Annotated in this window: 17 protein-coding genes; 15 read left to right on the forward strand and 2 right to left on the reverse strand. The window is 35.6% G+C overall.

Annotation, left to right across the window (positions count from 1 at the left end):
• The first annotated feature begins 2 nt into the window (after positions 1 to 2).
• Together ACIEHO_RS01605 and ACIEHO_RS01610 are read left to right on the forward strand one after the other, a co-directional pair.
• Positions 3 to 527 carry a peptide-methionine (S)-S-oxide reductase gene (locus ACIEHO_RS01605; RefSeq protein WP_406967962.1) on the forward strand — a complete coding sequence of 175 codons (525 nt, stop codon included), beginning with the start codon at positions 3 to 5 and terminating at the stop codon, positions 525 to 527.
• Positions 528 to 650: 123 nt separating this feature from the next.
• A complete protein-coding gene (locus tag ACIEHO_RS01610) occupies positions 651 to 4,355 on the forward strand; it encodes a metallophosphoesterase (protein WP_406967964.1) in 3,705 nt (1,234 codons plus the stop codon).
• On the opposite strand, the gene ACIEHO_RS01615 is transcribed toward ACIEHO_RS01610, so the two are convergent.
• The gene (locus tag ACIEHO_RS01615; protein ID WP_406967966.1) at positions 4,344 to 5,150 is read right to left on the reverse strand and encodes a hypothetical protein; all 807 of its coding nucleotides are present in this window, start codon (positions 5,148 to 5,150) and stop codon (positions 4,344 to 4,346) included. The two genes, ACIEHO_RS01610 and ACIEHO_RS01615, sit on opposite strands and share 12 nt — an antisense overlap.
• A gap of 132 nt (positions 5,151 to 5,282) precedes the next feature.
• Between ACIEHO_RS01615 and ACIEHO_RS01620 the strand changes: the two genes are divergently transcribed.
• The 12 genes from ACIEHO_RS01620 to ACIEHO_RS01675 all read left to right on the forward strand — a co-directional run bounded on the left by ACIEHO_RS01620 (position 5,283) and on the right by ACIEHO_RS01675 (position 17,586).
• Positions 5,283 to 6,152, forward strand: coding sequence for an acyl-CoA thioesterase (locus ACIEHO_RS01620; RefSeq protein ID WP_406967968.1), 870 nt, complete (start codon positions 5,283 to 5,285; stop codon positions 6,150 to 6,152).
• A 20-nt stretch (positions 6,153 to 6,172) separates the two neighbouring features.
• Entirely contained in the window at positions 6,173 to 6,841 is a 669-nt protein-coding gene (locus tag ACIEHO_RS01625) for a glycerophosphodiester phosphodiesterase (RefSeq protein ID WP_406967970.1), read from the forward strand.
• Positions 6,838 to 8,052, forward strand: a complete 1,215-nt coding sequence (locus tag ACIEHO_RS01630) for a BaiN/RdsA family NAD(P)/FAD-dependent oxidoreductase (RefSeq protein WP_406967972.1) — start codon at positions 6,838 to 6,840, stop codon at positions 8,050 to 8,052. Before ACIEHO_RS01625 ends, ACIEHO_RS01630 begins: the two co-directional genes overlap by 4 nt.
• A 64-nt stretch (positions 8,053 to 8,116) precedes the next feature.
• On the forward strand, positions 8,117 to 9,202 hold the full coding sequence (locus tag ACIEHO_RS01635; protein ID WP_406967974.1) for a diphosphomevalonate/mevalonate 3,5-bisphosphate decarboxylase family protein: 1,086 nt from the start codon (positions 8,117 to 8,119) through the stop codon (positions 9,200 to 9,202).
• A gap of 66 nt (positions 9,203 to 9,268) precedes the next feature.
• Entirely contained in the window at positions 9,269 to 10,198 is a 930-nt protein-coding gene (locus tag ACIEHO_RS01640; RefSeq protein WP_406967976.1) for a mevalonate kinase family protein, read from the forward strand.
• A 53-nt stretch (positions 10,199 to 10,251) separates the two neighbouring features.
• Complete coding sequence (locus tag ACIEHO_RS01645) at positions 10,252 to 11,154, forward strand: geranylgeranylglycerol-phosphate geranylgeranyltransferase (RefSeq protein ID WP_406967978.1); 903 nt, start codon at positions 10,252 to 10,254, stop codon at positions 11,152 to 11,154.
• Positions 11,155 to 11,285: 131 nt separating this feature from the next.
• Positions 11,286 to 12,128 carry a pseudouridine synthase gene (locus tag ACIEHO_RS01650; protein WP_406967980.1) on the forward strand — a complete coding sequence of 281 codons (843 nt, stop codon included), beginning with the start codon at positions 11,286 to 11,288 and terminating at the stop codon, positions 12,126 to 12,128.
• A 328-nt stretch (positions 12,129 to 12,456) separates the two neighbouring features.
• Positions 12,457 to 13,239, forward strand: a complete 783-nt coding sequence (locus tag ACIEHO_RS01655; RefSeq protein WP_406967982.1) for a DUF3108 domain-containing protein — start codon at positions 12,457 to 12,459, stop codon at positions 13,237 to 13,239.
• A gap of 6 nt (positions 13,240 to 13,245) precedes the next feature.
• Entirely contained in the window at positions 13,246 to 14,163 is a 918-nt protein-coding gene (locus ACIEHO_RS01660; protein WP_406967984.1) for a tryptophan 2,3-dioxygenase family protein, read from the forward strand.
• Positions 14,121 to 15,443, forward strand: a complete 1,323-nt coding sequence (locus ACIEHO_RS01665) for a peptidoglycan DD-metalloendopeptidase family protein (protein ID WP_406967986.1) — start codon at positions 14,121 to 14,123, stop codon at positions 15,441 to 15,443. The genes ACIEHO_RS01660 and ACIEHO_RS01665 overlap by 43 nt, the downstream gene beginning before the upstream one ends.
• 1 nt (position 15,444) lies before the next feature.
• On the forward strand, positions 15,445 to 17,064 hold the full coding sequence (pgi, locus tag ACIEHO_RS01670; RefSeq protein WP_406967988.1) for a glucose-6-phosphate isomerase: 1,620 nt from the start codon (positions 15,445 to 15,447) through the stop codon (positions 17,062 to 17,064).
• A gap of 81 nt (positions 17,065 to 17,145) precedes the next feature.
• Complete coding sequence (locus ACIEHO_RS01675) at positions 17,146 to 17,586, forward strand: hypothetical protein (protein ID WP_406967990.1); 441 nt, start codon at positions 17,146 to 17,148, stop codon at positions 17,584 to 17,586.
• On the opposite strand, the gene ACIEHO_RS01680 is transcribed toward ACIEHO_RS01675, so the two are convergent.
• Complete coding sequence (locus ACIEHO_RS01680) at positions 17,587 to 18,633, reverse strand: endonuclease/exonuclease/phosphatase family protein (protein WP_406967992.1); 1,047 nt, start codon at positions 18,631 to 18,633, stop codon at positions 17,587 to 17,589. It lies immediately after the preceding gene.
• A gap of 128 nt (positions 18,634 to 18,761) precedes the next feature.
• Between ACIEHO_RS01680 and ACIEHO_RS01685 the strand changes: the two genes are divergently transcribed.
• Positions 18,762 to 21,563: a TonB-dependent receptor gene (locus ACIEHO_RS01685; RefSeq protein WP_406967994.1), complete on the forward strand. Its 2,802-nt coding sequence runs from the start codon at positions 18,762 to 18,764 to the stop codon at positions 21,561 to 21,563.
• Positions 21,564 to 21,670 lie beyond the last annotated feature (107 nt).

A 21,670-nucleotide genomic window follows, 5' to 3' on the forward strand; every position in this document is an offset into this window, starting at 1 on the left:
AAATGGATGGGTTAGCTAAAATAGCTTTTGGTGGTGGTTGCCATTGGTGTACTGAGGCGGTTTTTCAGTCGCTGAAAGGTGTTAAGAAAGTTGAGCAAGGCTACGTGGCTTCAACAGGAAAAGAATCTACGTTATCTGAAGCTGTCATCGTTCACTTTAATCTGAATGAAATTCCATTAAAACCCCTCATCGAAGTTCATTTACATACGCACAAGAGCACTTCAAATCATTCCATGAGAAGTAAATACCGGTCTGCTATTTATTCATTTTCTAAAGAACAAGCTAATGAATCAATGCTGATTTTGGATGAGTTAAATAGCCAATTTGACCATAAACTAATAACGCGAGTGCTTCCGTTTGGTTATTTTAAGGTATCAAGAACGCAAATCCAAAATTACTATTACAGGAATCCCGAAAAGCCATTTTGTAGAAATTTTATCAATCCAAAACTTCAGTTTTTGCTGAGTGAGTATTCTGGTTTAATTGACCATAATCAATTAGCACACTTAAAAAAAGCCGAAAAATAGTCGTCAACCTATGTTAAAGTATAAAAGTTTAGTAATTGCCATTTCTTTTGAAGTACTTATTTAAGTAAATGCAATATCTTTAGGTTATCGGATTCTTTAATTTTGGACTTAGATAATATAAAAATGAAAATAATTAAATACATTTCGATTTCTTCAATATTGATAATTCTGAGTGCTTGTGCTACTTACAAACCTCAATATTCTAATGAAAACCATACCGATGTCACTTTTCCAAATAATGAAATAGACCAGACGTTTTATTTAATTGGTGATGCCGGAGTGTCGCCAGTGGGTGGTATGTCTAAAGCCTTAATGGCATTCAGCAAACATTTGGAAGGGAAGGATACAAAAAACAGTTATACCGTCTTTTTGGGAGACAATATCTACCCAGCTGGTTTGCCTAAAAAGGATGATAAACGTCGTTTTTCAGCTGAAAATACATTAAATGCACAAATTAAGGCGGTTAAAAATTTTAGAGGAGAAGTGCTATTTATACCAGGAAATCACGATTGGTATTCCAATGGTGTAAAAGGATTAAAAAGACAAGAGAAATTTATTGAAGATGCACTGGGTAAGAATACGTTTCAGCCAGAAAATGGATGTCCGTTAGAGAGTATTGATATTGGCGAAACCATTCAGCTTATAATCATTGATACCCAATGGTATTTGGAAAACTGGAACAGGCATCCTACAGTAAACGATGAATGCGATATAAAAACTAGAGAAAGGTTTTTGCTAGAAGTTGAAAGTGAATTAAAAAAGGCCCAAAACAAAACTATTGTATTTGCTATGCATCACCCCATGTACACAAACGGCACGCATGGTGGTAGGTATGCTTTTAGAAAACATTTATACCCATTGCAGAAAAAAATCCCGATGCCAGGCTTGGCCTCACTGGTCACACAAATAAGAACGCAAGGTGGCGTGTCCATTCAGGATAGATACAACGAACGGTATCAAGAACTGATGAACCGATTGGAAACCATGGCAATGGGGGTAGAGAATCTTGTGTTCGTATCAGGCCATGAACACACGTTGCAATACATTGAACAGGAGGGCGTCAAGCAGATTGTGTCTGGCTCTGGTGCTAAAGAATCTTCTGCTGATTTGAATACAAATGGTTTGTTTACTTATGGCAGACAAGGGTTTGCTGAACTTTCAGTTTTTAAGGATGGCAGTAGTTGGGTTCGGTATTTTGGAGAAGAAAATGGAAATCCTAAACTGTTGTTTACAAAAGAGATTTGGCCTCCTGCAAAAACGTATGATGTTTCAAAACTTCCGGATACTTTTCCCGAAGCTGTTGAGGTTTCCATATATTCAAAAGAAGAGACCGATGTTACAGGTTTTTTTGAATCGGTTTGGGGTATCCGTTATCGCGATGTTTACAGTACCAAAATAAAAGCAAGAGTGGCTACTCTAGATACCCTTTATGGTGGTTTGGAAGTGGTGAGAAAAGGAGGAGGGCACCAAACGCGCTCATTGCGTTTAAAAACAAAAGATGGAAAAGAGTTGAATATGCGAGCACTTAGAAAAAGCGCAACCCAATACTTGCAAACAGTCCTTTTTAAAGATACTTATATTCAAGATCAATTTGAGAAAACAGCCGTTGAGGAACTTATTCTCGATTTTTATACCGCCGCACATCCTTATGCATTTTTGGTAGTTCCAAATCTATCTGATGCAGCAGAAATTTATCATACCAACCCAAGGTTGTATTTTATACCTAAACACAAACATTTAGGTAAGTTTAACGAGGAATATGGTGGAGAGCTTTATTTGATTGAAGAGCGTCCGGAAGAAAACTATTCTAACGAAAAAAACTTTGGTTATGCTGATGATATTGAAAGCACTTACGATATCATCGAAAAAATAAGAGAAGACGAAGAGCATAAAATAGATGAAAATGCCTTTATAAGAGCACGTTTGTTCGATATGCTATTAGGAGATTGGGACAGGCACCAAGATCAATGGCGTTGGGCGCAATTTGATAAAGAGAACGGCGATCATTACTATAGGCCAATACCAAGGGACAGAGATCAAGTATTTTCGAGTTTTGACGGGGCATTACTCGATATTATGCGCAATATTTTGGGCTCTACGCAACAATTGCAAGTTTATGATGAAGAACTAAAAAATATTAAGTGGATGAATAGTGCGGGAATAAAATTAGATCGCGTACTTATTCAGAATGCAGGGCTAGAAACATGGCTTAATCATGCCAAATTTATTCAGGAACATGTGACAGACGAAGTAATTGAACAAGCATTTTTAAAGGTGCCAAAGGCAGTCCAGGATAAAACTTTGTCAGATATCAAGAAAAAACTTAAAGGTAGGCGAAGCAACCTTCAAGATATCGCAGCACGCTATTATAATGAACTGAATGCTTTGGTTATTTTAACTGGAACGGATAAAGACGATTACATTGAAGTAACCCGTATTGGCGATAACGAAACCCACGTGAAGATTTCGAGAATTATAGATGGTAAAAAAGATAAGGTTGTAGTAGATAGAACTTTAAATAAAGACGTCACCAAAGAACTTTGGGTGTATGGTTTAGATGATAAAGATATTTTTGAAGTTACGGGAAAGGCCAATAATTTAATTTTCACAAGATTGATTGGAGGACAAGAAAACGACACTTACATCATTAAGAATGGACGACGCGTTAAGGTATATGACCATGAAAGCAAGAAAAACACTATAAAGGAAAGCAATGGGGCAACCATTAGGCTTACAGATATTTACAAGTTAAATCTATTTGATTTTAATAAAAATATTACCAAAACAAGCTTATTAACACCAGCAATAGGGTTTAATCCAGATGATGGGTTTTTGTTAGGGGTATCTTACTCTATAACTACTAAAGGGTTTCAGCGTAATCCATTCTCCCAACAACACCGGTTTAAGGGCGGGTATTATTTTGCTACAAGCGGATTTTCATTGAATTATGATGGTGAGTTTGCTAATATTATGAACGATTGGAATTTACATATAGGTGGTCTTTTTACTTCTGAAAACTTCACCAATAATTTCTTTGGCTATGGCAACGAAACCCAAAATAATGATGATGAACTCGATTTAGATTATAATCGTGTAAAAACAAGTATTTATGCCGTTAAAGCCGGGATTCTGAAAAAAGGAAGTTTTGGTAGCGATTATGGTGTTAGGGCTATTTTGGAGGGTATTGAAATAGAAGAAACCGAAAATCGATTTATTGCTGACTTTATACCCATAAGTAATAAAGAATTTTATAAACGTCGGTATTTTGGAGGTCTGGAAGCTCAATTTAATTACGAGAGTTTTGATGATAAAATAAACCCTAAAAAAGGTATGGTATTTAATCTTCAAATTGGAGGTAAAACAGAGTTTCAAGAAACTAAAAACACTTACGGCTATCTTAATTCTAATTTAGGATTTTATAACTCTCTAACAACAAATAAAAAGCTTGTTTTAAAAACCGATGTGCGTTCACAGTTTCGTATTGGAGACGATTTAGTGTTCTATCAAGCCGCAAATATTGGAGGTAAAAATGGCTTAAGAGGATATCGAACCGAGCGTTTTACAGGTAAAAACTCTTTTGTTGGTAGTGCTGATTTACGATATAGTTTTCCATCGTTTAAAACGAGAACGTTACCATTTCAAATTGGTGTTTTTGGAGGAGCCGATGTGGGGCGTGTTTGGTTAAAAGATGATTTTTCAGATAAATGGCATAACGATTACGGCGGCGGTTTTTGGATAACCGCAGCCGAGAGTTTATCGGGTACATTTAACCTTTTTAATAGTAACGAGGGATTACGGTTTTCGTTTGGATTTGGATTAAACTTTTAAATTAAAAGTATATAAATTACCACCTTCACTTTTATTTTTTTCATCGGTTATATAAACGGTATTGGTGTTTTTAAAACAAACACCTTCTTTTTGTGAATCGTGCTCAAACTTGAGTTCTTCAATCGTACCCTTAAAAAACGAATCAGGTTCGAAATCTGTTATTTTCCAGAGCTTATCATGGTTTAAAAGTACAATAGTACTGTCATCATGGCTAATATCGGCAGAGGTGATTTTGTGGTGTTTCCCATCTAAATTAAAATCAGTAACCAATTCAGCGGTGTGTTTTCCAATGGCATTGGGTACTTTCAATAGAATACTGGATTTGTTTTCTTTGCTGAAAATGTAGAAGAAATTTTCCAAAATAAAAAAGGCCTCAAAATCCTCGGGTTTCACATCTTTTGGTAAAGTAAAATGTATGCTTTCGGCAGTAGTTACATCCTTTTCAAAATTTGATACTTTATAAATGGTAAAGTGCTCTCTGTTTTTACTGTTATTGCCAAAATCACCAATATAAAGGTTGCCATTGTTGTCTGAAGTTAAGTCTTCCCAATCGATATTTTTAGCGTTTTTAATCTCAATATTTTTTATCAAATCCCCCTGTTCATTAAAGCCATAAATGTTGTTTTTGTTTCCAGCGTCTTCAATAGTCCAAAGCAAATCAGAATTCGTTATGGTTTCAACGGCAGATGCCTCTTTTAGGTTACTAGGTAAATCTGCAATCACATTTAGTTTTCCTGTGTTGCAAGAAGTGAACAAGAATACAAGAGACCATATTTTTGAAATTTGATATATCATGTATTTTAATTTAAAACCAAAATACACACTTTGTTATGCAATGGAAAATTAAAAATCTTAAACTATTCGTAAAAGATGCTTAAAAAGCTTCCATAATTTAATAGATTTATGGTATTAAAATCAAAAATTAAAATGACCACAGTTGATGATCTGTTAGATTTACTCACCTTAGAGAAAGTTACGGAAAGTGAGTTTACTGGTGAAAGCAAAACCATTGGGAGTCCTATTGTTTTTGGTGGACAGGTACTGGCGCAAGCGGTTCATGCAGCTAGCAGAACCATAACCAATGGGCGAATATTGCACTCCATGCACGCCTATTTTTTAGAACCTGGCGATTTAAAGCAACGTATTACTTATAACGTAAGTAAAGTGAGGGATGGAGGTAGTTTTTCTGTTAGGCGTGTTACGGCACACCAAAAAGATTCTACGATTTTTATATTGTCGGCGTCGTTTCATAAAAAAGAAGAAGGTTATAACCACCAGATTGATATGAAAGAAGGTTTAAAACAGCCCGAAGATTTATTGAGTTGGACTGATATTTTGCATCAATATGGTGATTTTTTGCCCAAAAGCTTAAAGGCCTTTTTTGAGATTGAGCGTCCCATTGATTTTAAGCCAACTTACATACCAAACCCCATGGAGCCAAAAGATTTACCACCATATACAGATGTTTGGTTTAAATTAAAAGGTGACGTAAGTGGTTTGGATTTAGAAAAACAGCAACAGATTTTAACCTACATTTCCGATTATAATATTTTGGTTTCAGCGCTTAATCCGCATGCCAGTAAAGCGCACTGGGGTAATACCCAAACTGCTAGTTTAGACCATTCTATGTGGTATTTTAGAGATTTTGAGTTTAATGACTGGTTGCTGTTCTCAATGGAATCGCCAAGCACATCAAACGCGCGAGGTTTCGCTAGGGGAAACATTTTTACAAGAGAAGGAAAACTTATAGCTTCTGTAGCACAAGAGGGACTAATGCGACCAATAAAAAATAATTAATGACCAAAAAATGTATAAAAATGGGACATAGAGGTGCATTGGCATATATTGCAGAAAATACCATTCCATCCATTGAAAAAGCATTAAGTTTTAATATAGATGGTATTGAAGTTGACGTACACCTATGCGCTACTGGCGAATTGGTCGTTTTTCACGATTTTACTCTAGATAGGGTAACCAACGGAAAGGGTGAACTTAAAAAGCATTCGCTTTCCGAATTAAAGCAATTGAAGGTTAAAGAGGAATATAAAATACCAACGTTACAGGAAGTCTTAAATGTTATAGATAAAAAATGCCTTTTGAATATTGAGCTAAAAGGAAGGGGTACGGCAGCTAAAACTTGTGAGGTTATAGAAACTTACGTTAACGAAAAAGGGTGGAGATATAGTGATTTTATTGTGTCCAGTTTCCAACATCATGAACTCGAAGATGTTTATAACATCAACAAGCAAATACCGTTAGCGGTTTTGACCAAGGCTAGTGTAGCCGAGGCCATTGAGTTTGCTGAAACCATAAACACTAAAATCATACATCCTAATTTTGCTTTGTTAACTAGAGGAAATGTTAAAATTGCTCAGCAAAGTGGCTATAAAGTAAATACGTGGACGGTTAATGACCCAGATACCATTGCACGAATGAAAGACTATGGCGTTGATGGTATTATTTCAGATTTCCCAGATAGATTATGATTAAAAAAGACATCGTGATAATTGGTGGTGGTGCAGCAGGATTTTTTGCAGCAATAAATATAGCCGAGCAAAATCCTAATTTAAAAGTGGTCATTTTAGAACGTGGAAAAGAGGTTTTAACCAAAGTGAAAGTGTCTGGTGGTGGCCGATGCAATGTAACGCATGCCGAATTTATTCCGCAGGAACTAGTTCAAAATTATCCGCGTGGAGAAAAGGAATTGTTAGGGCCTTTCCATCAATTTATGACCGGAGACACCATTGAATGGTTTGAAAAACGAGGCGTAGAATTAAAAATTGAAGATGATGGCAGGATGTTTCCAGTTTCAAATTCTTCACAAACCATCATCGATTGTTTTTTAAATGAGGCTGAAAAATATCGAGTTGAGTTATACTACAACCACTCGGTAAAATCTATATCAAAAAAAAATAATGTTTTTCAAATTGAAACCATTCAAGGGAGTTTTTCCGCAGAAAAAATTTTAGTCGCTACAGGTAGCAATTCAAAAATGTGGAAGCTTTTAGAGGCTTTTGGGCATACCATTTCGCCAGCTGTACCTTCGCTTTTTACCTTTAATATAGAAGACCACCGCATTATAGATATCCCTGGGGTGGTGGCACAAAACGTTGAGGTTAAGGTTTTGGATGCTAGCCTTTGGAGCGAAGGGCCACTGCTCATTACGCATTGGGGAATGAGTGCGCCTTCCATTTTGAAGCTTTCGGCATTCGGTGCTTTAGAATTGGCCAAACGTGATTATAAATTTCAAATTGAAATTAATTTCATAAGGCAATCTTTTGACAACTGTCTAGCGATTTTAAAAACGAGAAAACAAGAATTGACCAAAAAAACGGTATATAAATCCACGCAATTTGATTTGCCGAAACGACTTTGGCATCAATTGGTTTTGGCATCAAGTATAAAAGCTGAAGCTCGTTGGGCAGACTTAAACAAAGGCCAACTAGAAGATTTGGCTAATCAACTTACTGCCGCCATTTTTGATGTAAACGGAAAAAGCACGTTTAAGGAAGAATTTGTAACCGCCGGAGGCGTAAATCTAAAAGAGGTAAACTTTAAAACCTTCGAAAGTAAAATAGTTAGAAACCTTTATTTTGCTGGTGAAGTTTTAAATATTGATGCTGTAACAGGTGGATTCAATTTTCAAAATGCATGGACAGGGGCTTATATTGCTGCTCAAAGTATGGCATTATCATAGTTTAAATGAGAAAAACCGTTGGGATTTTCTATTTTTGCCAAAATTGGCCCGTTAAAAGAAAAACATGGTAGAACGCGATTTTATTCCGAAGTCTTATTCCAAAAGTATGGAATCTGGAGTTTTTACATGGTCGTCACCAAGTAATATTGCTTTGGTAAAATATTGGGGCAAAAAGAAAAACCAAATTCCAGAAAATCCATCCATAAGTTTTACTCTAAATAACTGTAAAACAATTACAAAACTGAGTTTTTCGAAAAAAGAAAACAAAAATAATTTTTCGTTTGATGTGTTTTTAGATGGTGATAAAAAAGATGATTTTAAACCTAAAATCGAAACTTTTTTTGAACGGGTTGAAGCTTATTTGCCTTTTTTAAAAGATTTTTATTTTAAAATTGAAACAGAAAACAGCTTTCCGCATAGTTCTGGAATTGCGTCTTCAGCTTCAGGGATGAGCGCATTGGCTTTGTGTTTAATGAGTATTGAAAATGAGTTGGTTGGAGGAGATATTTCAGATGCTTTTTTTATTCAAAAAGCATCGTTTTTAGCACGATTGGGCTCGGGAAGCGCATGCCGAAGTATTGAAGGCGATTTGGTAATTTGGGGCGAACACGACTCGGTTGAAGGAAGCAGTGATTTATTCGGGGTAAAATACCCTTACAAAGTCCACGAAAATTTTAAAAATTACCAAGACACTATTTTATTGGTTGACAAAGGAGAAAAGCAAGTGAGCAGTACAGTAGGGCATAACTTAATGCATGGTCACCCATTTGCTGAAGAGCGGTTTAAACAAGCCAAAAAGAGTATTTCAGAAGTAAAAAATATTCTAAAAACAGGAGATTTAGATGCGTTTATGGCCTTGGTGGAAAGTGAGGCCTTAACCTTGCATGCCATGATGATGACCAGCGTGCCTTATTTTATTTTAATGAAACCCAATACTTTGGAAATTATTAACAAAATATGGACTTTCAGAGAAAAGATGGACTCTAAGGTTTGCTTTACCTTAGATGCAGGGGCTAACGTACATGTGTTGTATCCCGAAAACGAAAGCGAAAATGTTTTGAAATTCATTAAGAATGAATTAGTTGCGTATTGCCAAAATGGTCATTATATTTGTGATGTTGTTGGTTTAGGCGCCAAAAACATTTTATAAAATTTATTTTTTTGTTTAAAAAAACTGTATATTTGTTAAACAAGTCGCTCTAAACCGCACTACATTATGAAGGGACCTCTATTTTATTCTAAAATTTTGCTTTTTGGGGAGTATGGTATTATAAAAGATTCCAAAGGTTTGTCAATCCCTTACAATTTCTACAACGGTGCTTTGAAAAATGATGGAAATACTTCAGAAGTTGCCCTGAGATCGAATGAAGGTTTAAAACGTTTTGCAGCTTACATTCAGGATATTGATGATGATTTAGTTCGTTTTGATATCCAAAAACTAACCGAAGACGTAAATGCAGGAATGTATTTCGACTCATCCATTCCCCAAGGTTACGGGGTGGGCAGTAGTGGTGCTTTGGTAGCTGCGATTTACGATAAATATGCGTTTGATAAAATTACGGTTCTTGAAAACTTAACCCGTGAAAAGCTGTTAAATTTAAAATCGATTTTTTCTGCTATGGAATCATTTTTTCATGGAAAATCATCGGGCTTAGATCCTTTAAATAGCTATTTAAGCATTCCTATTCTTATCAATTCAAAAGACAATATTGAGGCCACCGGAATCCCTGCACAGCAAAGCGAAGGCAAAGGTGCGGTGTTTTTAATCGATAGTGGCGTAATTGGTGAAACGGCTCCTATGGTGAGCCTATTTATGGAAAACATGAAACAGGAAGGGTTTAGGAATATGCTTAAAAACCAGTTTATTAAACGTACCGATGCTTGTGTTGATGATTTCTTAAAAGGTGATATTAAATCTTTATTTAAGAATACCAAACAGCTTTCAAAGATTGTATTGAATCACTTTAAACCCATGATTCCAAAGCAATTCCATGAGCTTTGGCAAAAAGGCATTGATACTAACGCTTACTATTTGAAGTTGTGTGGGTCTGGCGGTGGGGGCTATATTTTAGGTTTTACTGAAGATTTTCAAAAAGCCAAGCAAGAACTTGGTTCACACAAATTAGAGGTTGTTTACAACTTCTAAGATTTTGCTTTTTCCTAGATTTGCTTTATAAGCAATCACCAAAATAACTTTTTATGCTAAGTCGTAGGCAGAAATACATTCTACTCAAGTTTTTTAGTATGTTTTCTGTAGTGAGAGGCTATAATATATTGGTTATAGTAGTTGCTCAATATTTGGCATCTATTTACATTATGGCACACGACCTGCCATTAAAACAAGTGATTTTTGATGTTAATTTACTTATGCTTGTGTTATCATCGGCCGCAACAATAGCAGGTGGCTACATTATCAATAATTTTTACGATTCTGAAAAAGACCTTATAAACAGGCCTATAAAAAGTAGATTAGATAGACTTGTAAGTCAAAACACCAAGCTTTCATTTTACTTTGTATTAAATTTTATTGCGGTGGTTATGGCCAGTTATGTGTCGTTTAATGCTGTAATTTTCTTTGCTTTTTACATTTTTGGGATTTGGTTTTATTCACATAAACTAAAGAAAAGGCCATTTATTGGTAATTTAACCTCTGCTATACTTACTATTACGCCGTTTTTTGCCATTTTTATGTATTACAAAAATTTCGAAACCGTCATTTTTGTACACGCCATGTTTTTGTTTTTGCTTATCTCAATGCGAGAGCTCACAAAAGATTTAGAAAACATAACGGGCGATTTAGCCCAGGGTTATAAAACGATACCAGTAGTTTATGGGGATAAGGCTTCAAAAATCATGCTTAGTATACTTGCGGTTTTAACGTTAATTCCAACATACCTGTTATTGTATCACTACGATATTGGCTATATGTACCTATATTTTTATTTAAGCCTGGCGTTGTTGCTCGTTTTTTTACTTATACTTTGGCATTCACGAACAAAAATGCATTATTTAATTCTTCATAATATTCTTAAATTTATTATTGTAGCTGGGGTTTTTTCTATTGTGTTAATTAAAGTTAGTGTGGTTTTAAACCACATTTAAAACCCTTTTAGTATTACTAGCTTTCATATCATAGCAATGCTTGGGCCTTATTCTTTCATTTTTATTAACTCATTAATCAAAAAAACGAACAATCATAATTTTAAGTATATCTTTGTATAAAATTTAATAGAATGAACAGACATCAAGGGGGTAAAGGAAAAGGAAAGCCATCAGGGCGTGGTAGTGGTAACAAACGGTTTACTAGTTATGCCAGAGGAAATGCGCCCGTAAAAAAATCGAATCCAAATCAGAAAAAATCAGGTAATCCTGATGAAATCAGATTGAATAAATATGTAGCCAATGCGGGTATTTGCTCACGCCGCGAGGCCGATGTACACATAGCCACTGGTTTAGTAACGGTAAATGGAAAAGTTATTACGGAAATGGGTTATAAAGTAAAGCTTGGCGACGATGTACGCTACGATGGTTCAAGAATAAACCCTGAAAAAGACACCTATGTATTGCTTAACAAACCGAAAGGGTTTGCGACTACAACTAGTGAAAGTAAAGGAAGAACGGTTATGGATTTGGTAGCCAATGCCACCAATGCCAATATAAAACCCATTGGTCGATTGGGACGCAACTCAAAAGGTTTGTTATTATTTACCAACGATGATTCGGTTGTTGAAAAATTCACCAATTCTAAAAATGGCGTGGCTCGTTTATTTCATATTGAACTCGATAAAAACTTAAAGTATGAAGATTTTAAGACCATTCAAAACGGTTTTAAAGTAGATGGAAAACTTATTGATGTTGAGGAAATAAGCTATATAGATGGTGCCAAAAAACGTGAGATTGGTGTGAAAATTAAAAACACCGGCAATACTATTATCCGTACTATTTTTGAACATTTTAACTACGATATTGTAAGTATCGATTGTGTAGCCATTGGACATTTAACCAAAAAGGATATTCCACGTGGCCATTGGAAACACTTAACCGAACAGGAACTTAATACTTTAAAGATGCTTTAAAATATTTTGTTTCAAGAAATGTGTCTTTTTTCAATTCGGTATTCTTTTTAGCATAAACTTACTTCTGTGTTAGCGATAGAAAAGGAAAGCCCAATGTAATGCTGTTGATATCGTGAGAAGTGAAGACTTGCAGTGGATAGCTCTACCCTTGTGGTAACGTACAAAACGCCCTTGTTGTTTTTTGAAGGAAATTCTAACAGAACTATAACGGTATAAACCTTAGCCGTTTGGATAAAATTTTTATTTTTGGAACAGTAATTGTAATTTCTTGATTGAAAAACAATAAATGTGGCACATAGAAGTTACACTATCTTAAGTTCCAAATACGATGAAAAAAACACTACTGATAATAATAACCTTTGTTTCGGCTCAAGTGCTTTTCGCACAGCAGGAATCTGCTTTTGGCGATGGCGAATGGTTTAAGTTTAGAATGAGCTATAGCAATTGGCTAAAAGCAGGTAACGCTACACTTACAGTAAAAGATGCGAAATTAAACGACAAAGATGTTTATCACGTAGTTGGTAAAGGTTGGACTACAGGAATGATTAAATGGTTTTTTAAAGTAAAAGACCGTTATGAAAGTTACTTCGATAAGGATTCTATAAGACCATATAAATTCATTAGGAATATTGATGAGGGCGGTTATACGAAAGATCTCGAGATTGAGTTTGACCATGAAAAAAATGAGGCCCACATAAACGACAAAAAACACAATACGAAAAAAGTTGTTGATACCAGACCGAATATACAAGACATGGTATCTACTTACTATTATTTACGTAATCATTTAAAAATTGATAACCTAAAAATAGGAGACGAGCTTCAAGTAGATATGTTTTTTGATGAAGAAAATTACGGCTTTAAATTGCAGTACCTGGGTGAAGAAACAATTGAAACTGATTTTGGACGCATTAAATCGTTAAAGTTTAGGCCCTATGTAATGGCCGGCCGCGTGTTTAAAGAGGAAGAAAGTTTGACATTATGGGTGTCTAAAGACAAAAATAAAATACCTTTACGTATCAAGGCCAATTTGGCTGTGGGCTCTTTAAGAGCAGATTTAGAAGCCTTTAAAGGGTTAAAGCATCCTTTTAGAATAATAGTTAACAACTAGCGCATTTTGAGCACCAACTTAAATAAAAAACTAAAGGAGAAATACGATGCTATCGACCAAGATGTCGAGGCACATTTAGAAGGATTGCTGCACAGCAAACCTATTAATTATTGGGATTATATCCAAACAGATGCCTTGCTGAATCTTCAGATACAACGAACAGATTTTCCTGATGAAAAGGTTTTCATCATGTACCATCAAATATCTGAGTTGCTGTTCAAAATGATTCTTAGTGAAATAGAGCAGTTGGCGAAGGCAGATGAAATAACGACAGAAGTATTTACCGATAAAATTATGCGCATTAGCAGATACTTTGATGTGCTAACCTCATCTTTCAGTATTATGAAAGATGGGATGGATGTTTGCCAATACAACAAATTCAGAACAACTTTAACTCCAGCGAGCGGTTTCCAAAGTGCACAATATAGAAAAATTGAGTTTGCATCTACCGAGCTTATCAATTTAATCGATAAGAGATTTCGAGACACTATAGATAGAAATTCATCCTACGAGCATGCTTTTGAGCATTTGTATTGGCAAGCAGCTGGTAAAGACTATAAAACAGGAAAAAAAACCTATACATTATCGGCTTTTGAAGAGCGATATAAAGAGGAATTTATTAGATTTACAAAATTTTATCAATTTAATAATTTGTGGATCAAGTTTAAGGCATTGCCCAAAGCTTCGCAAATCAATAAAGATTTGATAAAGGCCATGCGGCATTACGATTACACGGTAAATATAAAATGGGTGATGGCCCATTACCATACGGCAAACCATTATTTAAATATTGGGGGGCAAACCGCAGAAGCCACAGGAGGAAGTGAATGGGTAAAGTATATGCACCCAAAATACCAAAAAAGAATATTTTTTCCAGATTTATGGACAGAGAACGAGAAAGAAACTTGGGGAACAGATATTTAATCGCGTTACTAGCGATTGCAGCTTTTTTTATAAGTTGTAAAGAAGAGGAAGAAAAAGTCCTAGTTGAAAAACCAGAAAAAGTTGTTGAGGAAGTTAAAGAGATTATAGAATTTGGCTTTAAACTCAACGATTATATTGTTAAACGAGACACCGTCAAGGCTGGAGAAAGTTTTGGTGAAATTTTGGAGCGTAACAATATTGGATACCCTAAAATCTTCCATATCGCCGAAAAAACAAAGGAAATCTATAACATAGCAAGGTTCTTTCAAAGAGGAAAGCCTTATACCATTTTATGCGCTAAAGATTCTTTAGAGTCGCCTCAATCTTTTATTTATCAGCCATCAAAAGAAGAATATGTGGTAATAAATTTTAAAGATACTATTCATGCTTTTAAAGGCGTAAAACCTATTACCTATGTTGAAAAAACGGTAACGGGAGTTATCAATAGTAGTATTTCTGAAACCTTAGACGAGCAAGGGGTGAGTGCCGTTTTAACCAACAAATTAGCAGATGAAATTTATGCATGGACTATAGATTTTAGACGTCTTCAAAAAGGAGACCGCTTTAAGGTGATTTACACCGATAAATATATTGACGACAGTATTTATACAGGTGTACATGATGTTAAGGCAGCATACTTTGAACATAACAGCGAACCATTTTATGCTTTCAGATTTCAAACCGATAGTGTTAAAGGTATTGTAGATTATTTTAATGAAGAAGCCAAAAATTTACGTCGCGCTTTTTTAAAAGCGCCAGTAAAATTCAGCCGAATCTCGTCACGATATAATTTAAGGCGACGTATTGCGGTTTATGGTTATAAAGTGCGCCCACATAAAGGTACCGATTTTGCCGCGCCAATAGGTACACCTATTATGGCTACTGCAAATGGTACTGTAACCGAATCGAAAAGAAGAGGAGGTAACGGTAATTATGTAAAAATACGTCATAATGCCACTTACGAAACACAATACCTGCATATGAGCAGACGTAAATCTAAAGTAGGTGATTTTGTAAAGCAAGGTGATGTTATTGGCTGGGTGGGTATGACCGGCAACACAGGTGGTCCGCACGTTTGCTACCGTTTCTGGAAAAATGGCAGACAAGTCGATCCATTTAAGCAAAAATTGCCTGAAGCAAAGCCTATTTCAGATAGTTTAAAGGTAAAATATCTAGATTTTATAGAACCTATAAAGTATCAGCTAGATAATTTGTATTTTAAACCAGAAATAAAAGAAGAACAACCAGTTCAACCAACAATAACACAAGCAAATTCATAATATGGCACTACCAACTATCAACCCAACAAACACGGGAGCCTGGAAAAAGTTACAGGAGCATTTTGGAAATGTAAAAGGTCTTCACATGAAAGACTTATTTGCAAAAGATGCTAATCGTGCAAATAATTTCACCATTAAATGGGACGACTTCTATGTAGATTATTCTAAAAACAGAATTACGGAAGAAACCTTAAAACACTTATTGGAACTCGCTGACGAGGTGAAGTTAAAAGAAGCAATTAATAGTCAGTTTGCTGGAGAAACCATCAATAAAACTGAAGGAAGGTCGGTATTGCATACAGCACTTAGAGCACCTAAAACAGCCGATTTGAAAGTTGATGGTGTAAATGTTATGCCTGAGATTTATGAGGTTAAAGAAAAAATAAAAGCCTTTACCAATGAAGTCGTAAACGGTGAGCGAAAAGGGCACACTGGCAAATCATTCACCGATGTGGTTAATATTGGAATTGGTGGTTCAGATTTAGGTCCAGCCATGGTGGTTGATTCCTTACAGTTTTACAAAAACCATTTAACAACACACTTTGTGAGTAATGTTGATGGTGATCATGTAAATGAAGTTATAAAAAAATTAAACCCAGAAACCACTCTATTTGTAATCGTTTCAAAAACGTTTACCACTCAGGAAACACTTTCAAATGCCAATACCATCAAAGAATGGTTTTTAAAATCGGCTTCGGAAGATGCAATTGCGAAACATTTTGTGGCGGTATCGACTAACATTAAAAATGTGAAAGCTTTTGGTATTGACGAAAACAACATTTTTCCGATGTGGGATTGGGTTGGCGGTCGTTTTTCTCTTTGGAGTGCTGTAGGTTTGAGTATCAGTTTAGCTGTTGGGTACGATAATTTTGATAGCCTGTTAACGGGTGCGCACCAAATGGATGAGCACTTTAAAAATGAAGATTTCAATTCTAATATACCAGTAATTTTAGCTCTGATAAGTGTATGGTACAATAACTTTTTTGAAGCTGAAAGTGAAGCCATTATTCCGTATTCTCAGTATTTAAATCAGTTTGCAACCTATTTGCAACAGGGCATTATGGAAAGTAACGGTAAGAGTGTAGACCGAAACGGAAAACCAATATACTACCAAACAGGTACAATAATTTGGGGTGAACCAGGTACAAATGCACAACACGCCTTTTTCCAGTTGATACATCAAGGTACAAAATTAATTCCAGCCGATTTTATTGGATTTGCAGAGGCGTTGCATGGCAACCAAGATCATCAAGATAAATTGATGTCTAACTTTTTGGCTCAAACGGAAGCGTTGTTGAATGGTAAGACCGAACAGCAAGTCATTGCTGAAAGCACGCAATCCAATGTCATTGCATTCAAGGTGTTTCAGGGCAATAAACCTACAAACACCATTTTCATTAACAAACTAACACCAGAAAGTTTAGGAAAGTTAATAGCGATGTACGAGCATAAAATATTTGTACAAGGTATAATTTGGAATATTTTTAGTTACGATCAATTTGGAGTAGAATTAGGAAAGCAGTTGGCCAACAAAATTTTACAGGAATTTAACAATAGCGCAACCAATAGCCATGATTCTTCAACTACAAATTTGTTGAATTATTATAAAGGGAAACGATAGAATTTGTTTAAAAATCTGTGTCGATTCTTTTAGGACTAGACAAATTGTTAAATATGTAACAACAAATAAATTTAGAAATTCATGTACGAAACCGTAAAAGCACTTCATTCCTATTGGGCCTATTTGGTATTATTGGTTCTAATAATTGCAACGCTTAATGCTATTGTTAAAACCTTTGGAGATAAAGAGTACGAAGCCAACGATTTTAGAAAATCGCTGTTCACTTTAATCGTATCACATATTCAATTACTCATTGGTCTGGTACTTTATTTTGTTTCGCCAAGATTAAAATTGTTTAGCGAACTAGGTATGGGTGAAATCATGAAAGATTCTTTAAATAGATTGTATTTGGTTGAGCACCCTATCATAAATATTTTGGCTGTGGCATTAATTACCATTGGCTATTCTAAACATAAAAAGAAACTCACATCAAAAGTTAAGCTTAAAACCATTGCGATTTTTTACAGCATTGCCCTAATTTTGTTTTTATCAAGAATCCCTTGGGGTGCTTGGATAGGGTAGTTAATCAACTTCCTTAATGAGATAAACATAGACAGGGAAATGGTCGCTATAACCATTGCTAAATGCGCCATTGCTCCAGCTTCTATAAGGGTAGCCTTTGTAACGCCCCTTGTTGTGGATTAAATAATTCTTGTTAAAGATGCCAGCCTTGTAAAACATAAAAGACAAAAAATCTTTTTTCAAGAAAGGCTTTGAAAGCATAATTTGATCAAATAAACTCCAATTATCACGGTATGCTGTAGTACCCAAGCCATTTTTGTAAAAATCAATAAAGGGATTGTAAATACCTTTAAGTCCTACTTTTTTTGGCTTGTTTTTGGCCTTTAAGATGTTTGTTACGCTTTTATTGTTGGGGTTGTCGTTTAAGTCGCCCATCGTAATAATTTTAGCATAGGGGTCTATTACTTGTAACGAATCCATTAAATATTTGTTAAGTTTAGCTGCGGCAATACGTTTGGGTTGACTCCTAGACTCGCCACCCCGTCTAGAGGGCCAATGATTAACAATAATATGAATCAATTCACCTTCAAGTGTTCCGCTTACCAAAAGTTGATCACGGGTATAAACGCGTTTCTGACTTTGGTCGTCGTAAATTTTAAGTTCGTGATTACTCGTGTTTATAGGCATAAATGCCTTTTTTTGATATAACAAGGCGACATCAATGCCTCGGGCATCTGGTGCGTCAAAATGAACGATACCATAATCTTTATCAACTAATGTCGAATCGTTAACCAAATCATCCAAAACATTTTTATTTTCAATTTCGCAAACACCTATAATGCTGGGTGGGTTATGAGTTACATCGCTACCAATGTCCGCAATTACCCGAGCCATATTACTTATTTTCTGTTTATACGCATCTTGCCTATTGGTTTTTAGCTCCATTATGGGGCTGTATTCGTCTAACTTTTGGGGATTGTTTATGGTGTCAAATAAATTTTCAAGATTGTAAAATGCCACGGTATGGATTTTAAATGTCTTTTCTTGGGCGTTAGCAATCATTCCAAAGTAAAGGAACACTAAAAAGCTATATTTTGATATTTTCATTATTATGCAGTACTTATTAGTTTTAAAGTATTGTACAAAACCTAAGACAAATTTACGTGTTTCTTATAAATGTTGTAAATTTCTACACAATAAGTTGCTTTTTTAACTAATTTTGTATAAAATTTACTATGAATAAGGTATTGCTTTTTTTTCTTTTTAGTGTGTATTCTAGTGCTTCTTTTTCGCAAGAAACGCTCATAAGAGGAAGTATTAAAGATGCTCTTTCATATGATGCTCTCCAAGATGTTACGGTAACCATCGAAGAAACAAATCAATACGTTTTGACCAATGTTTTGGGTGAATTTGTGTTTGATAAGGATGTGCCTTTGGGTGAACAGGTTTTAAGAATTACTAAAACGGGGTATCTAACCAATCGCTATCCCATTATAGTTAATGAAGGCGAAACGGTTGATATCTCTGATATGATTTTAGAGCATAACACTGCTTATGCAGCCGATTTATTTACCATAACCTTATCTGATGACGAACTTAACGACGATACCAGTGGTGCCGATAATATTTCAGGGCTATTGGCGTCTTCGCTCGATGTTTTCCAAAGAACGGCCGCATTTGAGTTTAGTTCATCCTTCTTCCGAATGCGTGGGCTCGATTCCAACAACGGTACTGTTTTAATTAATGGTATCGAAATGAACAAAACCTTTAACGGCAGACCACAATGGAGTAATTGGGGCGGTATAAACGATGTATTGCGAAACCAAGAGCTGTCGTTGGGATTAACACCCTCTAGTTACGCATTTGGAGGGGTTTTGGGAACAACCAATATGAATGTAAGAGCAACACAGGCACGTCCCGGTGGCCGCATAACCTATTCGTCATCAAACCGGAGTTATACCAATAGACTTATGGCCACTTACGCCTCTGGATTATTAAAAAATAACTGGGCATACACGGTTTCCTTCGGAAGGCGTTGGGGAAATGAAGGCTACCAAGATGCAACATTATATAGTGCCAACTCGTTTTTCACTTCAATAGAAAAGAAATTTAATGAGAAACACAGTTTGAATTTAACGGCTATTTACACACCAAACCGACGAGGTAAATCGTCACCCAACACGCAAGAAGTTTACAATTTAAAGGATATAAAGTACAACGGATATTGGGGTTGGCAGGATGGTGAAAAGCGAAATTCCCGAATTAAAGAAATCAATGAGCCCATTGTAATTCTCAACCATTATTGGGATATAAACAGCAAAACTTCTTTAAATACTAATGTGTCTTATCAATTTGGAAAAATGGGAAATAGTCGATTGGATTATAATGGCACCGATTTAATTGACGGTTTTCCACAAGGTGGTGGGGCTAACCCAAGCCCGTCGTATTATCAGAAACTTCCCAGTTATTTTGAGCGTAATTTTCCTGAAGATTTGCAGTTTGCCTATGGCGCGCTAAAAACCTTTCAAAATGATGGTCAAATTAATTGGAGGAGTATGTACGAAGCAAACATTATAAATGCCCAAAATGGGGGCAATGCTATTTATGCACTTTACGAGGACCGAGTGGACGATAACCAACTTACGGTCAATTCTATTTTAAGAAAAGAAATTAACGGCCACATTATTTTCAATACAGGTGTGAATTATAAAAACTTAAAATCTACAAACTTTGCGGAGGTTATAGACCTTATGGGAGCCTCAACTTATTTGGATATTGATGGTTTTGCTACTGAGATTAATGAAGCACAAAGCGATTTGCTCAATCCCAATCGATTGGTTTCGGTAGGCGATGCCTTTAAATACCATTACAACATATTTGCAAACGAAATTAGTGCTTTTGCACAAGCTCAATTCAGCTATAAAAAAATTGACTTTTACGTTGCGGGAAGTTTGAAAAATACCCAATACCAGCGTGAGGGTATTTACCAAAACGGAGGCTTTCCAGATAATTCCCTTGGCAAGGGTGAAAAATTAAACTTTATGGGCTTTGGCGGTAAAGGTGGTTTTACCTATAAATTATCAGGAAAACATGTTTTTAATCTCAATGCGGGTTATCTTTCCAGACCGCCATCCATTCAAAATACCTTTTCAAACTCTAGGGAAAACCATAATGTGACTCCTAATATTTCCGAAGAAAAAATAACTTCTACCGATGCGAGTTATGTTTTTCGGTCTCCAATAGTTAAAGCCAAGCTCACGGGGTATTTTACAAAAATGACTGATGCCAATGAAATATCATTTTATTTCGCCGATGGTATTGGTGGTGATAATGCCGTTTTTGTCCAAGAAATTCTGCAAGGTATTGACAAAAAACATTTTGGAGCAGAGCTTGGGGTAGAAGCCCAGGTTACGTCCACCATAAAACTTAAAGGTGCTGCTGCCGTTGGACAATTTACTTATGGTAATAACCCGAATTTGTATTTATCAACAGAACCTGATGACGAATCGGTAGCAGCTGGTTTTGTTGACGGCTTTAAAGATTTCGGTAAATCAAACTTAAAAAATTACAGATTGGCTTCGGGTCCACAAAATGCCTATTCGGTGGGCTTTGAATACCGCGACCCCGATTATTGGTGGTTCGGCGCTACTGCCAATTTTTTCAGCAATACATATATTGATGTGAGCCCATTAACGCGTTCTTCAAATTTTAATACTGATTTTGATGGAAACGTGTTTAATGATTACGACGAAGAATTGGCTAAAGAACTTTTAAAACAAGAGCGTTTCGATGATTATATGGTTGTAAATCTTGTTGGTGGAAAATCTTGGAAAATTGGCCAATATTACGTGGGCTTGTTCGCAAGTATCAACAACCTTTTAAATGAAATTTACAAAACGGGAGGTTTTGAACAGGGAAGAAATGCGAATTACCGTGAACTGCGAGACGATAAAGCGTTGTCAACACCCGTTTTCGGACCAAAATACTGGTATGGCCGTGGAACCACTTATTTTTTAAATTTAAACTTTAGGTTCTAACCAATAATGGGCATTTGGCATAATAACAAATAACGGGTTGTAAATGGTAATAAAAAAGGTTTTGTCAACCTGAACTTGTTTCAGGTTCTCATAAAGTTTTTGATTGT

Origin of the sequence: Flavisericum labens, from assembly GCF_045446075.1 — a bacterium.
GTDB classification, from domain to species: domain Bacteria; phylum Bacteroidota; class Bacteroidia; order Flavobacteriales; family Flavobacteriaceae; genus Flavisericum; species Flavisericum labens.

Excerpts from the sequence above, each read along its gene's own strand:
- ACIEHO_RS01620 (WP_406967968.1), top strand. The coding sequence starts at position 5,283 with ATGACCACAGTTGATGATCTGTTAGATTTACTCACCTTAGAGAAAGTT.
- ACIEHO_RS01685 (WP_406967994.1), top strand. The coding sequence starts at position 18,762 with ATGAATAAGGTATTGCTTTTTTTTCTTTTTAGTGTGTATTCTAGTGCT.
- ACIEHO_RS01635 (WP_406967974.1), top strand. The coding sequence starts at position 8,117 with ATGGTAGAACGCGATTTTATTCCGAAGTCTTATTCCAAAAGTATGGAA.
- ACIEHO_RS01625 (WP_406967970.1), top strand. The coding sequence starts at position 6,173 with ATGGGACATAGAGGTGCATTGGCATATATTGCAGAAAATACCATTCCA.
- ACIEHO_RS01665 (WP_406967986.1), top strand. The coding sequence starts at position 14,121 with ATGGACAGAGAACGAGAAAGAAACTTGGGGAACAGATATTTAATCGCG.
- ACIEHO_RS01610 (WP_406967964.1), top strand. The coding sequence starts at position 651 with ATGAAAATAATTAAATACATTTCGATTTCTTCAATATTGATAATTCTG.
- ACIEHO_RS01615 (WP_406967966.1), bottom strand. The coding sequence starts at position 5,150 with ATGATATATCAAATTTCAAAAATATGGTCTCTTGTATTCTTGTTCACT.
- ACIEHO_RS01630 (WP_406967972.1), top strand. The coding sequence starts at position 6,838 with ATGATTAAAAAAGACATCGTGATAATTGGTGGTGGTGCAGCAGGATTT.
- ACIEHO_RS01650 (WP_406967980.1), top strand. The coding sequence starts at position 11,286 with ATGAACAGACATCAAGGGGGTAAAGGAAAAGGAAAGCCATCAGGGCGT.
- ACIEHO_RS01680 (WP_406967992.1), bottom strand. The coding sequence starts at position 18,633 with ATGAAAATATCAAAATATAGCTTTTTAGTGTTCCTTTACTTTGGAATG.
- ACIEHO_RS01640 (WP_406967976.1), top strand. The coding sequence starts at position 9,269 with ATGAAGGGACCTCTATTTTATTCTAAAATTTTGCTTTTTGGGGAGTAT.
- ACIEHO_RS01645 (WP_406967978.1), top strand. The coding sequence starts at position 10,252 with ATGCTAAGTCGTAGGCAGAAATACATTCTACTCAAGTTTTTTAGTATG.
- ACIEHO_RS01605 (WP_406967962.1), top strand. The coding sequence starts at position 3 with ATGGATGGGTTAGCTAAAATAGCTTTTGGTGGTGGTTGCCATTGGTGT.
- pgi (WP_406967988.1), top strand. The coding sequence starts at position 15,445 with ATGGCACTACCAACTATCAACCCAACAAACACGGGAGCCTGGAAAAAG.
- ACIEHO_RS01655 (WP_406967982.1), top strand. The coding sequence starts at position 12,457 with ATGAAAAAAACACTACTGATAATAATAACCTTTGTTTCGGCTCAAGTG.
- ACIEHO_RS01675 (WP_406967990.1), top strand. The coding sequence starts at position 17,146 with ATGTACGAAACCGTAAAAGCACTTCATTCCTATTGGGCCTATTTGGTA.